The 20,435-nt window shown below is 50.4% G+C and carries 12 protein-coding genes; 1 reads left to right on the top strand and 11 read right to left on the bottom strand.

The genetic code is table 11. The annotated features are described in order from the left end of the window. Positions 1 to 122 precede the first annotated feature (122 nt). The 11 genes from C7R93_RS28205 to C7R93_RS28155 form a co-directional block, all read right to left on the bottom strand. Positions 123 to 2,357 (bottom strand): YcdB/YcdC domain-containing protein, encoded by a 2,235-nt coding sequence (locus C7R93_RS28205; protein ID WP_106841898.1) that lies wholly within the window; start codon positions 2,355 to 2,357, stop codon positions 123 to 125. A 125-nt stretch (positions 2,358 to 2,482) separates the two neighbouring features. Next, positions 2,483 to 3,235, bottom strand: a complete 753-nt coding sequence (gene hemQ, locus C7R93_RS28200; protein WP_007715842.1) for a hydrogen peroxide-dependent heme synthase — start codon at positions 3,233 to 3,235, stop codon at positions 2,483 to 2,485. A 121-nt stretch (positions 3,236 to 3,356) separates the two neighbouring features. Then, positions 3,357 to 4,121, bottom strand: coding sequence for a glucosamine-6-phosphate deaminase (gene nagB / locus C7R93_RS28195; protein WP_106841897.1), 765 nt, complete (start codon positions 4,119 to 4,121; stop codon positions 3,357 to 3,359). 38 nt (positions 4,122 to 4,159) lie between these two features. Beyond that, the gene (locus C7R93_RS28190) at positions 4,160 to 5,053 is read right to left on the bottom strand and encodes a MurR/RpiR family transcriptional regulator (protein WP_106841896.1); all 894 of its coding nucleotides are present in this window, start codon (positions 5,051 to 5,053) and stop codon (positions 4,160 to 4,162) included. A 145-nt stretch (positions 5,054 to 5,198) separates the two neighbouring features. Beyond that, positions 5,199 to 11,753 (bottom strand): carboxypeptidase regulatory-like domain-containing protein, encoded by a 6,555-nt coding sequence (locus C7R93_RS28185; protein ID WP_106841895.1) that lies wholly within the window; start codon positions 11,751 to 11,753, stop codon positions 5,199 to 5,201. Positions 11,754 to 11,911: 158 nt separating this feature from the next. Further along, positions 11,912 to 12,277: a YisL family protein gene (locus tag C7R93_RS28180; protein ID WP_106841894.1), complete on the bottom strand. Its 366-nt coding sequence runs from the start codon at positions 12,275 to 12,277 to the stop codon at positions 11,912 to 11,914. A gap of 152 nt (positions 12,278 to 12,429) precedes the next feature. Further along, entirely contained in the window at positions 12,430 to 13,434 is a 1,005-nt protein-coding gene (locus tag C7R93_RS28175) for a proline racemase family protein (RefSeq protein WP_106841893.1), read from the bottom strand. Between the two features lie 42 nt (positions 13,435 to 13,476). Then, a complete protein-coding gene (locus C7R93_RS28170; RefSeq protein ID WP_106841892.1) occupies positions 13,477 to 14,916 on the bottom strand; it encodes an aldehyde dehydrogenase family protein in 1,440 nt (479 codons plus the stop codon). Between the two features lie 14 nt (positions 14,917 to 14,930). After that, positions 14,931 to 15,815 carry a dihydrodipicolinate synthase family protein gene (locus C7R93_RS28165; RefSeq protein WP_106841891.1) on the bottom strand — a complete coding sequence of 295 codons (885 nt, stop codon included), beginning with the start codon at positions 15,813 to 15,815 and terminating at the stop codon, positions 14,931 to 14,933. A 31-nt stretch (positions 15,816 to 15,846) separates the two neighbouring features. Beyond that, entirely contained in the window at positions 15,847 to 16,872 is a 1,026-nt protein-coding gene (locus C7R93_RS28160; RefSeq protein WP_106841890.1) for a 4-hydroxyproline epimerase, read from the bottom strand. Beyond that, positions 16,869 to 18,062, bottom strand: coding sequence for an NAD(P)/FAD-dependent oxidoreductase (locus C7R93_RS28155; RefSeq protein ID WP_106841889.1), 1,194 nt, complete (start codon positions 18,060 to 18,062; stop codon positions 16,869 to 16,871). The genes C7R93_RS28160 and C7R93_RS28155 overlap by 4 nt, the downstream gene beginning before the upstream one ends. Positions 18,063 to 18,195: 133 nt before the next feature. On the opposite strand from C7R93_RS28155, the gene C7R93_RS28150 reads away from it, so the two are divergent. Continuing rightward, complete coding sequence (locus tag C7R93_RS28150) at positions 18,196 to 19,956, top strand: sigma-54 interaction domain-containing protein (protein WP_106841888.1); 1,761 nt, start codon at positions 18,196 to 18,198, stop codon at positions 19,954 to 19,956. The last annotated feature ends 479 nt before the right edge of the window (positions 19,957 to 20,435 follow it).

The following is a 20,435-nucleotide window of genomic DNA, read 5'->3' as shown; positions in this document are numbered from 1 at the left end:
TCCATCTACAAACAACCTCATTTTACCATTAAAGCAAGGAACTAGGATAAAAAAGATCCGCCGATGCGACTCTCTCGCACAGCAGATCTTTTTAACACGTACCAGTTCAGTTTTCTTGCAAATCAATGCCGCTTTTGCTGCTGATCGTAGACCATTTTGAGCAGCTCAGCGATTTGCGCGCGGGTTACGGTTGCATCCGGTTCGAAATTCGTTGCTGATTTTCCTTTGAAGAGATCGTGAGCAGAGAGGAGAGTAACGGCTGGTATATGCTTCGGTTGCAAGTCCTGATAAGGAGACTTGAATAGTTCAGGCTTGTCCAGGAGATCATTGTATCCCAACAGCCTCGCTACCATATCCGCTACTTCTGCGCGTGTAATCATTCGGTCTGGCACAAAATTCTTGCCTGTCTGTGGAATCAGTGCGTACTCGACGCTTTTTTGAATGGCATCGTAGCTTGGATGTGAGGAAGGTACGTCGGAAAAATCATGAATGCGCCGTTCTCCATCGCTGTCAAAGTAAGGACGCAGATGTCGGAATTCACTCTCATCTACCATCTGTGCCAATATCATGGCCATTTCCCCACGTGTAACCTCTTTTTCAGGTCCTAACTGGCCGTCTATGACCGCCATCCATCCCCTGCGGACCGCAAAATCAAGCACTGCCTGCTGAGGGTGCTCATCGATGTCGCCCGGTTCTTGCTTTTTTTGTGCCTCGACAAAGCTGTACCATTCACCGGTGTCTGCTTTCACAACCCCGTTATCTCCAACGTAACGATAGACGAGAAGCGGTTCGGACTGCTTCACCGGTTTCCAATCTGGAACAGGCTGGAGGTAGACAAGCTGAAGCTTCTGTTGCTTCTTGATTACTTCTTTCGCGCTTTGCTGGTCCGTATGCTTTTCTTTTGCCTTGGGCAGCTGACGTGTTTCTGAACGTGACCTTGTGTTCAGTGACTCAGCTACCCCTGTCTCCGGATTGACCTCGACTCTGAAGGTTTCATCCGCAACCGGAATACCATTGATCAACATGCCGAATTGAACTTCGTAATGTTCACCATTATCCGCATAGCTTTGCAGAGTCTCCTTCGAAGGCTCCTCTTCGATCAGATAAATCTCTCCAAGCTGATCGGCCAAAAGAGCTTTTACGAGTTTCGTAGCACTTTCTTCGGCTTGCTCCCAAGTGATGACCATCTTTTTGGGAGTTTCTTCAAATCGACCGTTTGGATTCACTTGATAACTGACCAATTCTCCCCGATCGTTAATATCCACTTCCACCTCGTCTGACTTTTTGCCTCCTCCATTTTGAGGTGTGAAATCAAAACTCCAGTGGTGTACAGAGATACCGCCTCGTCCGGAGCTCGAACCACCGCCGCTACTGCCGTCAAAACGATAGTTGCTAGGCAGCCTTTTCATGTATTGTTCCGCAATTTTTTGTGCCTCTTCTTTTGTAATCAGCAGCTTTTCTGGTGTTTCTTTGGAGACCGTATTCCCCAACGGCTTGATTTTTTTCTCACTCGCTGCTTTACCAAATAAATTGATCACTTCTCCATTCGTAGCGTCTACCAGCTGTGGGTCCTCATTCTGAAACTCGTAGACGAGCTCGTAGGTGCCAGGTCCTTGCTGATAGTTATTCGTCCTCCCTGCCAAATCCTTGTACAGAAGGGATGGGAATGCTTCCTCCTCCCATTTTTTCTCTGCTTCGGCTATCTCAATCACCTTCGTGGCTTCCGGGAGCTTGTCGTCATACCATTCCCGGTGAAAGCTGATCACTTCTCCGTTCCTGTCCACGATGATTTGAAAGCCATTTCCGAGAAAAGGAATTTCGTTGACCATGCGAGTAAATTTTACAAGTTGTCCCTGATTTTTGAAATAATAGGCGTCCAGGTCCACATATTCATTCGGCTTGGATAAACGACTCCGTTCCTCTTCGGAAGTTACTTTTTCAAGAAACTGCGTCGCTGCTTCTATGGCCTGTTCTTCCGTTAGCTTATTTTTTGTGCTTCCTAGTTGATCGTCCTCCAAATGGTTGGAATAACGGGACAATTCACCTGAAGCAGCGTCGATTGTTACATAAATACGTCCGACTTTGCTTTTTTCCCAGCTAATATTCCAAAATGTTCGTCCTGTATAATTGTAATCTTCATCCGGATCTGTCATTCTGGCACTTCTCAGCTTGTAGTCCCCCGGAATGGTCACCCACTTTTGTGCTTGCTTGATTGCCTCTTCCTGCGAAAGCGCTTTCTCGGCTGCATGCACGATTGGGGCGAGACCCTCGACACCTGCTGTCGCGAATACAGACGTCATCAGAATAGACGATGACACGCCAAGTGAGAGCCCCCACGATGCTTTACGTCTTAACACGGATCAACCTCTCCTCTCTTTTATCGAAATACAACCTTATTTTACCATTAAAGAGAAGATATGTAGTCCAAAAAAAGATCCGCCCATGCGACTTTTTCGCACAGCGGATCTCTTGGGCTTATTGATTATACTTCCAGCTTTTTCGCCAGTGTTTCTACGTTCAATACGTTTCCTACGAGGAAGTTGCCGAATTCGCCGAAGCGTGCACTCACTTCGTCAAAACGCATTTCGTAAACGATATGCTTGAATTCCAGCGGATCGTTGGCAAAGAGGGTAACGCCCCACTCCCAATCGTCGAAACCAACAGAGCCACCGATGATTTGCTTCACGCGACCTGCGTAAGAGCGACCGATCAAGCCGTGGGAGCGCATCATTTCTTGGCGCTCCTGCATGGAGAGCATGTACCAGTTGTCTTGCAGATCACGCTTTTTGTTCATTGGATAGAAGCAGATGTGCTCCCATTTTGGCAGGATCGGATACAGGCGGTCACGTACGTGCGGATTCGCTTTTGGATCTTCACCTGGGTTATGTACATAGTTGCTCAACTCTACTACGGATACATACGAATAAGGAGCTTCTGTATAAGCAGCAAAGCGGGTTTTATTAAAAGCTGTTTTGATCTCATCGAGTTCTTGCATGGTTGGACGCAGGAACATGAACACGAGGTCTGCTTTGTGTCCGAGGATGGAGTAGACAGCCGTGCTGCCTTGGTTCTCGCCCTCATTCGCTTCCCATGTGCGGATCAATGCATTCAGCTCGTCCAACGCTTCTTGGCGTTCTGCTGCGGACGCTGCTTTCCACTTTTCCCAATTGATGGTGCGGAAATTATGATACGTATACCAACCTTCTAATGTAAGCAAAGCTTCGTTTGCGCTCATTCTAAATCAGCTCCTTTGAAAAATCTGGTGACCTTTTTGCAACATTCCCAGTATAGCATAAGGAACAAGTGCGTATTCGGAACAGATTGGTGAACAAGAAAAATGAAAACCAAGCGGTGCATTAACTGCCGCTTGGTTTCGTTCCTGCCAGTACGGAGGTTGTCAGCTTGCTCGCTGCCTCATGATCCACAATGACTGTTACATTCGGATGTAATTGCAATAAGGAAGCTGGTACATCTGCCGTAGGCTCCCCCTCTAGCATCAATCTCACTGCCTCTGCCTTTGCCTCTCCACTTGCGAGAAGAAGGACTTTTTTGGCGCCAAGAATCGTCTTGATCCCCATGGAAACGGCCTGAGTCGGCACCTGGTCCACACTGTCAAAATAGCGAGCATTTGCTTCAATGGTGCTGTCAGTGAGCTGGACCACGCGTGTCACCGAGTCGGCAGGGGAGCCAGGCTCGTTAAAGCCAATATGACCGTTATTGCCGATCCCCAGCACCTGTATGTCGATCCCGCCTGCCAAACGAATCGCTTCCTCATAGCGTGCACACTCTGCCAAATGGTCTATCGTATTTCCAACTGGCACCTGTGTTTTCTCCGCAGGAATGTTGATGTGATTGAACAAGTTTTCTTGCATATACGAGCGATAGCTTTGCGGATGAGTGGAGGAAAGTCCGACGTATTCATCCAGATTAAAGCTGCTCGCTTGCGAAAAATCGATGCTCTGTGCTTGTGACAGCTTGATTAGCTCACGGTACATCCCTACTGGTGTGCCTCCGGTTGCAAGGCCAAAAACAGACTTCGGATTTGCTTTTACTTCGCTTACGAGCATTTCAGCAGCTTTTCTGCTAAGCTCCGCGTAATCTTTCACGATCACGAACTTCATTTCCAACCACTCCTATCCAATATAAGTTCAGAATGCTTTTAGTATTTTCTCTCCAGTACAGCCTTCGCAGTTCTCTCTTTGTATAAAAGAGCCTTTTCCTTGTTGCGCATCGTAATGGTCGTACTGATAACATCCAGTACATGCAGCTGTGCAATTTTGGCTGCGAGAGAGCCTCCCTGCAACGGACCTTCTTGCGCTGCGGTCAGAAGCGTAATGTCCGCTACATTCGTAATAGGCGAGCGTCGATAGTGCGTCAGGCAAATGCAAGTTGCTCCTGCCTGCTTGGCGACTTTCAATGAATCGATGGTGTCTTTCGTACTGCCTGATACAGACAAACCGATCGCGACATCCCCCGGTCCCAGAGTCGCTGCAGCCATCGCTTGCAAATGCGATTCATTAAAAGCGTCCACGCGAAGCCCGATCCGCAAGAAAGTGTACTTGGCATCCTGGGCGGTTACCGCTGACGTGCCTACCCCGTAAAAATGGATCGTGTTTGCTTTTTGCAAAAGGTCTACACAACGCTCCAGCTGTTCGATCTGAAACAGGGCCGTGGTATCCCCAATCGCCTGTTGATTGGTTGCTGTTACTTTGTGCGTGATGATGTCCAGCGAATCATCTTCTCCGACTTCGCCATGCAAGTTTTTGACTGGATTGACCAATTCTTGCGCCAATGCCAGCTTGAATTCCTGATAGCCATGAAAGCCTATTTTCCTGCAAAATCGGAGAACGGTCGTTTCACCCACTCCCGCCTTTTCGGAAAGGTCAATCACCGATGAATAAATTACGCTGTCTGTCTGCTGTAAGACGATATGGGCAACCTTTTGCTCCGATTTCGTAAAGGAGGGAAGGAGACTCTGAATATGCAAAAGCGTATTTGTCTTCGTGATGGTAGCTGTCAATGGATGGGACAGCTCCTCTTGCTGTTTCACCATATGGCTCGCTCCCCCTTGAATAAAAGTCAGGATTTTCACAGTTGTTTTTACCCAAAACAAAATAGCTGTATTTCTACAGCTATTATATCAAAAAAGGAGTTATCCGCCATATTTTTTATTTTTGGTGGAGTAATTCTCCAAAATATCAAAATGGGGTAAACAAAATGTTCGGACATGTTGCGACCCGAAAAGATCCGCTCATTGCTGCTGGAACCAGAACCAGACCGAGCGTCACGATTTCCCCTATGCCCAGCGTCACTGTAGCTCTCGCTTCTCCACTCCCCATCGCATTGGCTACAACCAAGTAGGTGCCAGGAGCAAGATCAGTCACCTTGTACCTGCCGAAGCTGTCTGTTTGGACGACCACAGTCGTTCTGATTGATTGATTCACCGTTTGCACATACACAGTCGCCCCTGCAACTGGCAGACCTGTCAAACCGGATCGAACCGTTCCTTGTATCGTACCCGTTTGAGAAAGGTGGATGATGATAAAGGTTGTTTGGTTCGGCAATACAACTGCTTCTGCTTGACCGGTACCAATGCCCGGGATGCTCCCGATAACGGTATACGTACCTGGAGCCACATTGACAAAATGGAATGTTCCATCCGGCTCAGCCAGGATATTTTGTAGACGAATCTGGTTTGAATGGAATAGCGACAATTGAATATTGTTTCCGCTGGCTTGCGTTCCGTCCGGCAAGAGGACCATTCCGGATATCGTTCCGACGATTGGCAATAGCTCGACTGTCGTTACGGTCGTCTGACCGTTTACGACCGTAACTGTACGGTAATGCGTACCGAAGCCATCTGCACTTGCAATGACATTGTACTCTCCAGCCGTCAAGCCATTCACCTGGAATTGTCCACTCTGGTTCGTAACCGTGTTGGCAACAAACAAGGCGTTGGAAAACAGCTGAATCGCAACAGCCGCCCCTGTGATCGGGAGTCCCGTCAACTGATTGGTCACCTGTCCGGAGATACTGCCTGGGAGAGGCGACATCGTGAGAATGACTCCGCTAATTGTCTGTCCAGCTGTCACGGTTATGTTACTGGTTGCCGCTGCATAGCTGTCTTCACTCGCGCTTATCACATACGCGCCAGGCGGCAGGTTACCGACAGAGAAATTGCCGAGATCATCCGTGATCGCACTCCCGAACAATGTCCCGTGTGAATCCTTCACCTGTATCAATGCATTGGGAACAACTCCTCCACCAGTAGCCTGTACCTGACCTGTAACCGTTGCTGGAAACGGGGGAAGCCCCACGTCGATGACCGTCGTCTGACCAGAAAAAATCGTCGCGCCAACTGGCTGGGTGGCATAATTAAGAGCACTGATCGCCAGCGTATAGGTTAAAGGTGCCAAGCCGTCGATAGTAAACTGACCGAGACCGTCTGTAATTGCCCGAGACAGCAGGTTGTTTGTGCCCGGGAAAAAGATCAGAACCTCCGCTCCTACCAGAGGAGTCCCATCAAACGCATCTCTGACAGCCCCCTGCAAAATACCTGGGTTTGGATTCAGCGGAATATTGACTGTAGCGGTTCCCCCTGGCGCTACATCAAAGGATGCGTTTTCTCTCTGATAGTTATCGTTTCTTGCCAAAACGGTGTAGTTTCCTGCCGCAAATCCATCGATGAAGTAGATCCCCTGAGCGTCTGTCTGAGTAGCAAAGAGAATCGTATTATTGTTGCCTAACAAGCGGACGAGCGTGTTCGGCAAGGGTGTGTTAAGGAGGGCGTCCGTAATTTCTCCCGTGACGCTTGCAGGTAGACTCGGCAAGGAAAAATCGAGACCTGTAGTCGCTCCCAATCCGACCATAACAGTTGAAGCCTCCGCCGCAAATCCCGAAGCAGTAGCGATCAGTGTATAACTCCCCGGGGGAAGTCCACTTACCATATATTTCCCTTGCTCATCAGCCTGAACAATGGAAAGAATCGTCCCAGATGGACTTCCCTGCCGAACCGTAATGACCGCGCCGGCAATCGGCAAAGCCGTACCTTGCTCTCGCACTGTACCTACAATCGCACCGGGTAACCCTTGTAGTGCAAAGCTTAAGGTGGACATCGCCCCAGCTTGAATTTGTGCACCTGCTACATCGCTTGCATACCCGGATGCATTTACATTGACGGTATACCCTCCGGGAGCCAGCCTGTCAAACGAATAGTTCCCTGCAGCACCTGTCAGGACAGATCCTACGGCTGCACGTGTGCTGTCGTAGACGATTACCGTTGCACCAGTGATCGGCAAGCCCGTCTCCGGGTCAGTCACAACGCCGGATAAACTGCCGGGATTGGGAACTAATGCCTGCTGAAAGTTGGTGGTAATGCCCCCTTGCAAAATAGCAGCCTGCGAGACGGATACAAAATTTGGCGCAGAAACAGTTACATTCACGACACCCGGCGGAAGCTTCTCTGCCAAAAAATTGCCTTGTTCGTCTGTTAATAATTGAGCAAGCACAACACCATAGTCATCCGTAATGAGCACTGTGCTTCCCGGAATCCCGAATCCCGTCATCTGATTCGTTACGACTCCCGAAATGGCAGCAGGCAAGTCAGGTAAAGTGACGGTCGTTGAAGTTGCGGTATTGGCCGCCACGATCACGCCGATACTTCCTACCGCATAGCCAGGCGCTGACGCGATAACGGTGTAAACGCCGGGAGCGACACTCGCAAAGAAAAACACGCCCGATTCATTCGCCAGCAAGCTCTGTATGACGGCTTGATTGCTATCCATCAGCTTGACGTTGATTTCGCTTCCCGTTACAGGAACGCCCAAGCTGTTTATGACACTTCCCACGATGGACCCTGGCAACGGCAAGAGCGCCACACTAGCCCCCGTCGTTTCTCCTGTGATTACATTGGCCCCTACTGATTGATCCGCATAGCTAGGCGCACTAACCGTGACGGTATAAGCACCCGGCAACAGATGTTCAATCAAATAGCTGCCCGTCTGGTCGGTACTTGCTGTAGCCACTACATTTCCGTCGCTTATCGAACGAATCAGTATAACGGCGCCTGCAATGAATATCGCGGGATTTGTCGCGTCCGTCACCTGTCCACTAATCCCGCCTGCATTCGCCCCAAGAGTAAAGTCTACCCCGGTTTTGTTTTCACCGGGTCCAAGTGAAGTACCAATCGAGCCCGTCACATATTCAGGAGCACTTGCCACTACGATAAATGAGCCGGCTGGCAGGTTGCCAATCGTATAGCCCCCGTTTGAATCCGTATAGCCAAAGCCTATTGTCGTCTCATTCAAATCCAGAATACGGACAACGGCATTGACAATCGGCTGCATACCCGTATCTCGCACGGTTCCAGAAATACTGGCCGGATTCGGGGTAAGCGTAAATGAGACGTTGGCCGTCTGCCCAGGCTGTACGATCGCCCCAACGGATTGAACAGCGTAACCGGAAGCGGTAGCTGTAAGGACATAAGAGCCTGGTGCGACCCCTGAAATTGAAAATGTCCCGTTTCCATCTGCAACGACAGTACCGATCAACAAGTTATTGATATCAAACAATTGAATGGTGGTTCCTGGTACGACAGGTGCTACTGTACCGCTTATAAAACCGAAATCCTGGTTGAGCTGAAGCTGGACAGGGGTTGTTGTATTTGCGAGCACGATGGCTCCAACATGATTGGACTGAAAACCATTCGCTGAAGCAATGATGACGTATTGACCTGCAGCCAAGCCCGTGATAACAAAGCTTCCTTGACTATCGCTGTATGCCGAAGTCACGACGGAGCCATTGGAATCGAGTGCATTTACTTGTGCACCAGCAATCGGCTGTAACGTTCCTGCCGCGACCACCTGTCCTTGGATCTCACCCGGACTCGCAAACAACGCTAAGCTGACAGGTGTATTCGTATTCGCAAATACAATGGCGGAAGCACTGTTCGTTTCATAATTAGTTGCACGTGCGGTAATGGTATAAACTCCGGGTGCCAGTCCTGTGATCTCGTAATTGCCAGCCAGATCGCTATTTGCATGGGCGACGATTGCCCCTGCTTGGTTCAATACGCTAACCTCTACCGAAGCACCTGTTATCGGCAGACCCGACGTAGCATCAAAAATCGAACCGGAAATACTCCCCGGCAAATCTGCCAGCTGTACATTCACCGTTGTTGTCGTCAATGAGGTGACGACTGCCCCTGTGATCACTGTCGTTTTATCCGGAGCAGATACGTTGACAACGTACGCCTGCGGTAGCAGATCAGGTACCACATACTGTCCGTTCCCATCCGTCAATACAGTAGCGACAGCTGCACCTGCTGCCGTATTTTCCCGAATGATGACAGTGGCACCCTGAATAGGCTGATTGCTGCTGTCGATCACCTGTCCCGTGATTGCTCCCGGTGAAGCTTGCAGGACAAAATCCAGAAATGATATTTCCTGAGGCAGCACAGTAGCCCCCAACACAGCAGTGGAATAACCAGTAGCCGATGCAGTTACGGTATACGTATCCGGGGCCAAATGCGGGAAGGAAAAGGTGCCTGTGCTGTCGGTAATCGTCTGTGCAACAGGAACAGTTCCCTTAAAAACAACGACAACGGCATCAGCAAGAGCATTGCCTCCTGTGTCCGAGACTGTCCCCATCAATACCCCGGCCTGTTTTTCCAACTGGAGGTCAACCGTCGTCGTAGCGCCAGCAGTGATTTCTACCCCTACTATTTGGCCCGCATACCCCTCCGCAGCCGCCGTAAGGACATAGGTTTCTGGACCGAGCAAAGATAAAGAGTAGTCTCCATTTACGTCGGTTAACGTCTCTCCTACAGCAATTCCTGAACGAGTGTCAACCTTGATGCTCGCATTTGGGATTCCCTCACCCGTTTGCTCATCGGTAATGGTTCCACTTACGGTTCCAAAGGCTGTCGTCAATTCGAAATCAAGTACCTTGGCATTTCCGGGTTGCAGACTGATTCCGGCTAACTGAGTGGAAAAGCCTGCGGCACTGACACGGATTTGATAAACACCTTCTGCGAGCTTGGTCAGAAGATACGTGCCTGCTCCGTCTGTTGTCGTTTCCGTCAGCGTAATACCTGCTTGGTTCAACACTTCCACCAATGCCCCGGCAATCGGTATGCCACCCGGACCTGTCACCAGACCAGAGAGCTCGGCAACTGATGACTGGAGCCCTACATTTTGTGTAGTCGTCTGGGATCGAATGACATTGATTGCAACCGTTGCTGGCTGGAATGTATCCACACTGACTGCAAGGGTGTAGGCACCCTGCATGACATTGGTAAACTGATAGGTCCCCCCTACCCCTGTCACTGTCTGGTTTACGGTCACGCCTGTCGTATTAATGAGCTTTACCACTGCACCTGAGATGGGTGCCAATCTGGTATCTGTTATCGTCCCGTTCACCTGACCCGGACTCGTAGGAAGCAAAATGTCTGCTCTTGTGGTCTGCCCTGCCAAAACGCTCACGAATTGGATTTTTGGATCATAAGTCGGCGCGGTCACCGACACAGAATAAAGACCAGGAGCCAATCCAGTAAACGAATAGGCGCCATCCGTATCTGTAGTCGTCGTTCCGATTCGTACGGGAATCGAATCATACAAATCGACCTGCGCACCTGCGACAGGCAAGTTCGTGGACTGGTCAAGCACTACGCCAGCAATACTTCCAGCCAAGTTAACCGTGATGACAATATTATCTTGAATTGGAGACAGCGTCCCGCCAGAAAAGCTGTCTACACCAGTGACTGTCGCTGTGTTTAACCGCCGCGTTCCGCCTGGAGAGATCGCGAAAACCCCACTGACCGTAAATGACAAGCTGGCAGTTGAACCAGCGGCCAAATTGCCGATCTTCCAGCTAAGCACCTTGGTGAGCGGATTGTAGCTGACAGCGCCGGTACTTGTAGCGTTTACCGTAAAAGCTGTTACCTGATCCAGCTCGATCAGATCGTTGACAACGACTGTCGCTGCCTGGCTCTTCCCTGTATTGGTGACAGTGATCGATCCCGTCCATTGCGATAGTTGTCCTGTGTTCACTCCGGCTGGCCCTGCTGTTATCTGCTTGTCGACAGCAAGGCTGGCTCGCACATCTCCCGCCGCTATCGTAGTCGGATTGCTAAGGGAGTTAGCAAAGCTAAAGTCTTCGCTCGTCCGCAGAGAGTCCCTGTTGTAATGATTGTCATTCGTAGAGGTAAAGGGCAAGAAACGAAGGGAAGAAAGTGAGCTAACACCGATCGTGGAGAAAAAAGCAGCAGCCGGCATGACGAGATCAATGAAGTAATCAGGATTTCCACTGAAGATAGAGCCATCATTCGTCAGCCGCACACGGGCAGTATCAAAATTGATGATCGGCGCTTGCCAGTTTGGCCCTCCACTGCCGTTTGTGCCTTCTGCTTGATCCTTCCATGAGTTAAATTCAACAATCGTGTTTTGAATTAACGCAATGCGATTGCGCATGCCTTGCACACTTAACATCCATTGGTACGTGCCTGCCACTCCGATTGTATTGATCAAATAACCCCAGGCATAATTTCGAAAACCCGTTTTTTGCGGATTCCTTGGATCTTCGTTTACTCTCATCCGAAAATAAAGAGTCGTTCCATCATACGCCAAAAAAGCAACAGGAAATGTAGCATTCCCTACCAGGTCGACAAAGTCGGGATTCTCATCGTTCGGGACGTCTCCGAATGGACTTCCCCCGAGTATAAAAGGAATGAATTGACTGTCAAAAGGATAGGCCATTTTTCCTCACCTCTCCCCTCTAACATATGTACATAGGGTAATATGGCCCCCCTTCTCATCTCTCTTTGGCTCATCCTCTCCCGTCCAATCAAAAAAAAAGGCTTTCGCCCGCAAGTATCTTTTGCGAGGAAACCCTTTTCCTTCCTGTATTGCCTACCTTACATAAATACGCGATAGCCCAGCAGAATCACCAGCACCAATGCGACAATACAGCCGATGAAGAAGCCGATGCTGCCTTCTTGTCTCTTTGCTTTGCCCAAGGACATTTCCATCAAACCAAAGGCGATAACCGCGATGATGCCCTTCAAGTAGTAATAGAAATCTGATGCGTGACCCACGAAAAGCATCCAAGCTCCCGATACAAGAATGATGACCATCATGAGTCTGAGCAGCATATGTACGATCTTGCCTGCTTTTGCTTTACCCACGCGATACAGGATGTAGGCAACGATCAAGAGCACGAATGCGACTTCCCAGCTACCCACATGCGCTTCAATTAACGCTTTATACGGCACAAAATTCAACTCCTTTACTCCTAAATTCAATCTTGTCCATTATAACAGAAGAAGGGGAAAAATGCTGATGTCCCAATGCGTGGCAGTATTGTGACTAGGCTTTTTTGAGGATAAAAAAGAGGCTGCCTGTGATCTGCAGCCCCCTTTTCCAGCAAATGATCCTATCGCAGTAAAAATCCGTCTTTCAGCGGGTCCGTAGGGTCAACGACAAATTGATGCAGACCTGTGATGAATGCCTTTCCTTCTATACTCGGAATGACAGCCGGATAACTCCCCACCTGCGTGGTTGCTACTACCTTGCCAATAAACTGGCTCCCGACAATTCCTTCATGGACAAACGCTTCTCCAGCAGCCAGCTTGCCTCTCGCATGCAAGGTGGCTACACGAGCCGCAGTACCTGTACCGCATGGTGAGCGATCGACCTGCTTGTCGGCGAAAATCGTCACGTTGCGCAGGTCTGATCCTTCCACTCTTGGCTTATCCGAGATAATCACTCCGTAAATGCCTTTGAGTTCTGGCTCCAACGGATGAACTACCTCCATGTTCGCCTCGATTTGTTCCTTGATTCGCCTTCCCCACTCTTGCAGCTCTGCCAATTGCTCAATTTCTACCTGGACTCCTATGTCTTCTGCCTGCACTACTGCATAAAATGCTCCGCTAAAAGAAATGTCCACTGGGAAAATGCGTCCTTCCCACTCAATGGGAACGTCTTGTGCCAAAACGAATGAGGGGACATTTTCAAACGAGACGGACTGAACCCGCGATTCTTCCACGTTTGCGTGTGCGATGATTCTTCCTGCCGGACTGTCAATCACAATACGCTCTGTTGGATCTTCCAGCCGAAGTATTCCCGTCTCAATAGCAGCCGTGACTACCGCAATGATTCCATGCCCGCACATTGTACTGTAGCCCTCGTTATGCATGAACAGCACGCCAAATGCCGCATCTGGACTGACAGGCTCAGTCATGACACAACCGTACATGCCATGATGTCCGCGCGGCTCATACATAAGCACCCGCCGGATATAATCCAGCCCCTCCCGAAAGTAGCGCCGCTTCTCTAGAATCGTCTCGCCCGCGAGTGGTGGGATGCCGCCTGTAATGATACGCAGCGGCTCCCCTCCTGTATGGGCCTCGATCGTCGTAAACAACTGATTGATGTGCATGACATCCTCACCCTTTTATGCGATTGGCAATTACTTGATAGATCACCAAGAGTATTTGATCGCGCATGTTTTCGTCGTACTGTAGAAATCAAGCGCCGCCTGCCCCTGCTCCCGCGTATGTGAGCTGGATAGCTTCATGCCGCCAAATGGAGCCTGGTATTCCACACCTGCCGTCTCTTGATTGACCCGAACCATCCCCGCCTGCACCACATCCAAGAAACGATGGGCACTCGCCAAATCTCGGGTGAACAGCGAAGCGCTCAGTCCGTATACAGACTGGTTGCACAGCTCCACCGCCTCGTCAAAACCGTCTGCTGTCAAAAGCACAGCCAATGGTCCAAACACTTCCTCCTGAACGAGGCGATGATCCGCAGCGACACCCTCGACAATTCGGGGACGGATGTAATAGCCTTGCTCCTCTTTTACATAAGCAGGGCTTTGCGCAATGACTGTTGCTTCATTGTTAGCCAATGCGATGAATTGCCCAACCGTCTCATACTGTGCAGCCGATGCAACCGGACCCAAATACGCTTCCAGATCGCTGGCATCTCCTACTCGGCACGTCTCCATAGCTGATTGCAGTCGCTCGACCAGTGGCTGATAGATCGATTTTTCTACAATGATCCTGCTAGTAGCCGTACATTTTTGACCAGCCGATCGAAACGCCCCGCTGAGCAAAATCGGAACCGTTTTATCTAGATCAGCACCAGCCAAGACAACTGCCGCATTTTTCCCGCCCATTTCGGTTTGATACTTGATATTGCGACCCGCGCACGCGATGGCAATCTGTCTGCCTGTTTCAGATGAGCCAGTAAAGCTAACCGCATCGACGCAGGCTTCATTCGTAAGTGTATTGCCGATCTCTCGGCCCTTGCCAATCACCAGATTCAGCACACCCGCTGGCAGCTTGGTTTCTGCGAATATTTCAGTCAGTCGTGTTGCTGTAAGCGAGCCGTTTTCCGCCGGCTTCCAAATGACTGTGTTCCCGCAAATGAGTGCAGGGGCGATCTTCCAGATGGGGATCGCAACAGGAAAGTTCCATGGTGTGATAACCGCCACGACTCCGAGCGGGACTCGAAGGCTGTATTGCAGGACGTTCGTATCGGAAGAAGGAATCAGGTTGCCGTTTGAACGCATCCCTTCTCCGGCATAATAGCGCAACAGACTGACCCCGCGCGCCACTTCTCCCCGCATCTCACCAAGCTGCTTGCCCATTTCCCGGCTCGCCAGCTGTGCCAAACTGTCTGCATTTGCCTCTAATGCAGCAGCCATTTGAAAAAGGATTTCGCCTCGAGCCGCACCCGTTTGTTTTGCCCAGCCGATCTGGGCCATGCGAGCAGCCTGCTCCGCCGCAAAAACATGTGACCGATCAGACAGATGCAGAACGCCGACTTCTTCTGTAATACACGATGGGTTTTTGACCGTTAGTTCCTTCCCTGACGGCGTTATCCATTCGCCGCCAATCCAGTTTTTGCTGTGCATCCTACTCGTCCCCCTTATCGTCCACTCGCAGCGCCGACAGCGTAGTCAAACGCCTTTTTAATGCCCGCGTAGTATTCTTCGGACAGCGGCAGACGCGGCGGACGAGTCGGTCCTACTGGGAAATTCGCCAGCTCCATCATGTATTTGATCGACTGTACCAATTGTGGACTCGCGTCGTAGTGGAACAACGGCAGCAATCGACGATAAAGCGCTTGTGCTTCGCCCAGCTTGCCTGCCCGTGCCAGACGGAACAGCTCCACTCCTTCTTTTGGCAGCGCATTCGGCACACCCGAAATCCAACCTGTCGCCCCGATCAAGCCGCCCTCCATGACGAGATCGTCTACACCGACCATAACTTCCAAGTCCGTCTGGGCGAGAATGTCCTGCATGCGGCGTACGTCACCGGAGAATTCTTTCACAGCGACGATATTTTCGAATGCAGCCAGTCTTGCCAAAATGTCCGGTGTCAGGTCGATTTTGTAGTCGTGAGGATTGTTATAGGCAATAATCGGCAGCCCGACTGTATTGAGTGCCTCATAGTGGGCAAACACTTCATTTTCCAATGGCTTGTAGTTAATCGGAGGCAGGGCCATCACGCCTGCTGCTCCCGCATCCTTGGAGAATTGCACCCATTCCACTGCTTGACGGGTAGACGGAGCAGCAGAGCCTACGACCACCGGAACTCTACCTTTTGCGGCAGCGATCACAGTATGAATGACTTTTGCCCGCTCTTCTCCTGTCATCGTCGCGTATTCTCCCAGCGAACCGGACGGAACCAGTCCGTCTACGCCCTCCTGAATCAACCAGTCGCACAATTCCGTCAAACGTTTGTAATCCACCTCATAATCGGTTGTAAACGGCGTGACAATCGCTACGTATACTCCTTCAAATCGTGCCATTTTCATTTCTCCTCTCATGTCTGGGTTTTGTTTAATGATCGGTTGCGGCTGGTATGAGCAAAAAGCCATTCGCCAGCTCGTCTTCCGGATTGTAAAAAATCGTATGCTTGCCCATCAGCCAGGCCGAGCCTGCAATTCGGGTAATGACAGCGGGCAGGCCCCCTTCGTCCGTCACCTGCAACACTCTTCCTGTAAACAGAGAACCGACGATGCTCTCATGTACAAACGGTTCGTCGATGCCGATCTCCCCTTTGGCAAACAAGGTCGCCAGCTTGGCGGAAGTGCCCGTTCCACATGGCGATCGGTCGATTCCGCCCGGCGGTACGACGACGGTATTTTTCACATCCGCTCCTGGATTGTCAGGGGCCGTATAGAACTCCACATGGGTCAGTCCGCGAATAAACGGCTTCTCTGGATGAACAATCTCCATGGCCTGATTAATCGCTTTCCGAATAGTGACGGCCGTATTGACAATGGTGGATGCATTGGCTGGGGTCAGTTCGAGATGGAGCTTGCGTGCATCCGTGATCGCATAAAAGTTTCCACCGTACGCAATATCGCAGGTCACCGCTCCAATCCCGTCTACTTCTACTGTCACATCTTGCTGATAGAGGAAGGCTGGAATGTTCACAAATGATACTTCCTTGGCCCTCCCTCCCTCTACCTGTATGTCTACCTCGACCAATCCTGCTGGCGTATCGAGCGTAAGCTTTGTCACCGGCTCGGTCACGGGGATCATGCCTGTCTCTACCAGCGCTGTACATAGACCGATCGTGTCGTGGCCGCACATCGGCAAGTATCCGCCTGTCTCGATATAGATCACTCCCACATCCGCCTCTGGATGGCATGGATCAACGATCAAGGCGCCCGACATCACATCATGCCCGCGCGGCTCATACATCAAAAACGTGCGAATCCAGTCGTACTCGGCCTTCATCTGGAGCATTTTTTCTCCCATCGTGGTACCGGAAAGCTTCGGCAGACCACTGATGACCGTGCGGGTAGGGTTTCCCCCTGTGTGCGTGTCAATGGTGGTAAACACCCTCGTTGCTTTCATGGATGCAACACTCCTTTTTTCGTAAACCGGTCCAAGCGCAGCGGCTCTGACGGAATGATGGTGTCTGTCTGATCGACTAGCATCTCGGACACCAGCTTACCTGTGACAGCTGCCAGACTGATTCCGTCTCCTTCATGACCAGCCGCGATGAAGTAACCGGGAACTTCTTCTACGCGAGAAATAATCGGTAAGTGATCCTCTGTCCACGGGCGCAAACCGCAATACGTGCGGATGATAGCGAAGTCGGCGATCTTCGGATAAAAGCGCAGGGCTCTTCTCGCCATGCACCTGACGACATTCAGATCGATTCGAGTATCGAAGCCTACAAACTGACGACTGGAGCCAATCAAGAAGTTCTGGCTCTCTGTCGGCTCAAATACGAGCGCGACTCCGTATTTCTCTGTCTCCTCGTCTACTTGTCGCACGCCGCCAAACTTTGAGATGAGATAGCCGAATTCCATCACCTTTCGCACGCCGACAGGCATTTGCCGCGAAGCGACGATCAAATGCCCTTTGCGCGGAACGATCGGAATATCCACCCCGACCATTTTTCCAATGACTGGTGCCCACACCCCAGCAGCGTTGACGACCTGCTTGGCTGTCATGCTGCCTGTACCAAGCCCGATGTGAAACGTTCCCGTCGCCTGATCACGTCGGAGCGACTTGACCTCTGTCCGGCGCATGATCCTCGCTCCATGCTTTTTCGCTCCTTCAAACAGGGCAAAGGTCAGCATGTACGGATTGACGGTAGAATCGGTGGCGCACTCCAAACCTCCCAGCAAGTCGTCGGCAAAGTAAGGCGACTCCTGCCGAATATCTGCTCGGTCCAGCATCCGAAACGGCAGTCCGACTTCCTTTTGCCGTCTCACCCATTCATGAGCGGCTTCCATCTCGGCCTCGGATTCGCAGACGAGAATGCTTCCCGGTGCCCGATATTCAAACGTATGGTCCAGCTCCCGACTTAGCTGATCAACAAGCATCTGGCTTTTCAAGGACATCTGGCTGTCAAAGCCGGGGTCCTTGTCGATCGCCAAAATATTTCCATCACAGCGCGAGGACGTCCCTGATGCCAGCTCGCCTTTTTCCAGAACAACGACATCCAATCCCGCCTTGGCAGCGTAATACGCAATCGCCGCGCCGATGATGCCACCGCCGATTACCGCAATCTGCGCATGGGTTTGTACTGTCATGCTGATTCTCCTCAAATGCGTTTTCTACTACTCTCTTACTCTTTTTGCAAAAGCCATGCCAATTGTTCTATCCGCGATTCCCAAAATATTTCGTCTAAATTCTTTGACAACAAAAAGAGCGAATGTATAATAAATGAGAAAATGTTCAAAATTTTATACACTTGAACTACCTCTTTCAAAAGGGATGATCGAGTTGAATCACAAACTTCCTGCCTTAACCGAGTTGATACAGACAAACATGCGGATTTTCAACGATCTAGAGCTTCTCCCTCCTCAGTTGGAGGAAAACATTCCTGTATTTGCCCAGCGTCAAACCAGCTGGCATGTCGCCGATTCTTCCCTTTTCACCGCCAGCCTGACGATCGATTGCACACAAGCCCCTTGGGAACCAGCTGCTGTGATGACATTGGATTCAACATTTGCGGACGCCATCCATCTACTAGCTACTCACAACTATCTCCTGATCGAAAAACAGCCCGGAGTCCCTGTCGGCTACCTTCATCGAGGTGCCGTCATACAAGCCATCTTTTCCTCGTATGAGATCTTGGAAGCGTATTTCGAGACGATGATCAAGACCATGGACGCTTCCATATCCGTCATCGACGAAAAAGCACGTGTGATGGTTTGGACAGAAGGCGCGGAACGAATCTTTTCCTTGAAAGCAAAAGAAACGATGGGTCGCCCGATCACCGACTTTTTCCCGCTCGAAATGCTCGAAACACTCAAATCGCTCCAAAGCGGACAGTCTCTCTATCGGCATCAGCATCAGCCGCGGGAGGATCTCGTCGTGCTCATCAATACCAACCCGATCTATTTGCATGACAAAATCATCGGTGCTGTCGCGGCGGAAACCGATATCACGAGTCAGGTTCGACTGAACCAGGAGCTGCTGAACGCCAATAAAAAAGTGAATCACTTGCAGCAGGAAATGGCGAAGCTCAGTCCAACCCCTGATCCATTTGCACAGATCAAGGGAACGAGTCTCTCCATTCGCCATATCAAGTCCATGATCCAAAAGCTCAGCGCTACACAAGCAACCGTCTTGATCACAGGGGAAAGCGGCGTTGGCAAAGAGTTATTCGCCAAAGCGGTGCACGATGTGCGGGAAGGCTCCAATGCGCCCTTTATTGCCATCAACTGCGGCGCGATTTCGCCTACCTTGTTTGAAAGCGAGCTGTTCGGGTACGAAAAAGGTGCCTTTTCTGGTGCGGATCAGAAAGGGAAAAAAGGAATGATTGAGCTGGCACGTGGAGGAACGCTGTTTCTCGACGAGGTGGGAGAAATGCCGCTCGATATGCAAGTGAAGCTGCTTCGCGTGCTTCAAGAGAAAAAGTATTATTCGGTCGGAGGGACAAAGCAGATTGAGGCGGACTTCCGTGTGCTTGCCGCTACAAATAAAAATTTGGAGGAGTTAGTGAAGGAAGGGAAGTTTCGTCAAGATCTGTTCTATCGGCTCAATGTCGTGACGCTGAAAATCCCTCCGCTTCGAGAACGCATTGAAGATACGATTGAACTCGCCCACTTTTTTCTCTATGAATTCTCTTTACGTTACAATCGTCCCATTCATGCCATCTCACAAAATGTGATGCAAAACCTGCTCCAATACGACTGGCCAGGCAACATTCGCGAGCTGCGAAATGCGATTGAGCGATTGGTGGTATTTGCGACAGACGGGGTGATCAAAGAAGAAGATTTGCCTTATTCCCTGCAAGTTCAGAGTAAACAGGTACCGATTGAGTTTCCTCCCGATCTCTTTTCTCTGCAAGAAGAAATCGAAGCGCATGAGCGCCGCGTCATTTTGCGAGCCATCGAGCTGGAAAACGGCAACAAGCAAGCCGCTGCGAAAAGACTGGGCATATCGCGGGCCACGCTGTATAACAAATTGGGTAAGTAAAAACGTTGTTCTTCAACGGTTGTGCATGGGGAAGCCCTGCCACATGTTTTCCAGTCGCCTGTATCCTCTCTTCGTTCGGGCGGTCTCCTTCCAAACATGTGACAGGGCTTTTCGAGCTGTTAGGGGTTCGTCGTGCTTTTCGAACCGTTTTGGGGTCAGTTCAAGGTAGATCCATTGTACTAGCTGATCATCTTGAGTTATCGAATTGCGACTGTGAAGCATTTGTGGTTCGTTTTGAAGACTCAATGATCGCGATCAGGATCTTTCCTTCTTGAATCGACTTGCAATCATTTTTCAGTAGAGCCGCGTAGGAAGAAGCGGATTTCCAGTCCAAGCGCCTCTGGAGCCCATCCCAGCGTAGGAATGAATGGCGGGGAATTTAAGCTTCACTTATGGAATACCTCTTCGAAACTTCTACGTTTGAAGCGCTCCCGCCATTCAGTTATGATCCCCTTTAGGTAGACAGAAAAAAGAGCGCA

Origin of the sequence: Brevibacillus fortis, assembly GCF_003013395.1 — a bacterium.
GTDB lineage: Bacteria > Bacillota > Bacilli > Brevibacillales > Brevibacillaceae > Brevibacillus > Brevibacillus fortis.
Note: the sequence above shows the minus strand (reverse complement) of the source record. Positions and strands in the feature narration are given on the sequence as shown.

What these genes read in the sequence shown, in the direction of transcription:
- hemQ (WP_007715842.1), bottom strand. Translation starts at nt 3,235, where the DNA reads ATGAGCGCAAACGAAGCTTTGCTTACATTAGAAGGTTGGTATACGTAT.
- nagB (WP_106841897.1), bottom strand. Translation starts at nt 4,121, where the DNA reads ATGAAGTTCGTGATCGTGAAAGATTACGCGGAGCTTAGCAGAAAAGCT.
- C7R93_RS28190 (WP_106841896.1), bottom strand. Translation starts at nt 5,053, where the DNA reads ATGGTGAAACAGCAAGAGGAGCTGTCCCATCCATTGACAGCTACCATC.
- C7R93_RS28185 (WP_106841895.1), bottom strand. Translation starts at nt 11,753, where the DNA reads ATGGCCTATCCTTTTGACAGTCAATTCATTCCTTTTATACTCGGGGGA.
- C7R93_RS28175 (WP_106841893.1), bottom strand. Translation starts at nt 13,434, where the DNA reads ATGCACATCAATCAGTTGTTTACGACGATCGAGGCCCATACAGGAGGG.
- C7R93_RS28170 (WP_106841892.1), bottom strand. Translation starts at nt 14,916, where the DNA reads ATGCACAGCAAAAACTGGATTGGCGGCGAATGGATAACGCCGTCAGGG.
- C7R93_RS28165 (WP_106841891.1), bottom strand. Translation starts at nt 15,815, where the DNA reads ATGGCACGATTTGAAGGAGTATACGTAGCGATTGTCACGCCGTTTACA.
- C7R93_RS28160 (WP_106841890.1), bottom strand. Translation starts at nt 16,872, where the DNA reads ATGAAAGCAACGAGGGTGTTTACCACCATTGACACGCACACAGGGGGA.
- C7R93_RS28155 (WP_106841889.1), bottom strand. Translation starts at nt 18,062, where the DNA reads ATGACAGTACAAACCCATGCGCAGATTGCGGTAATCGGCGGTGGCATC.
- C7R93_RS28150 (WP_106841888.1), top strand. Translation starts at nt 18,196, where the DNA reads ATGAGAAAATGTTCAAAATTTTATACACTTGAACTACCTCTTTCAAAA.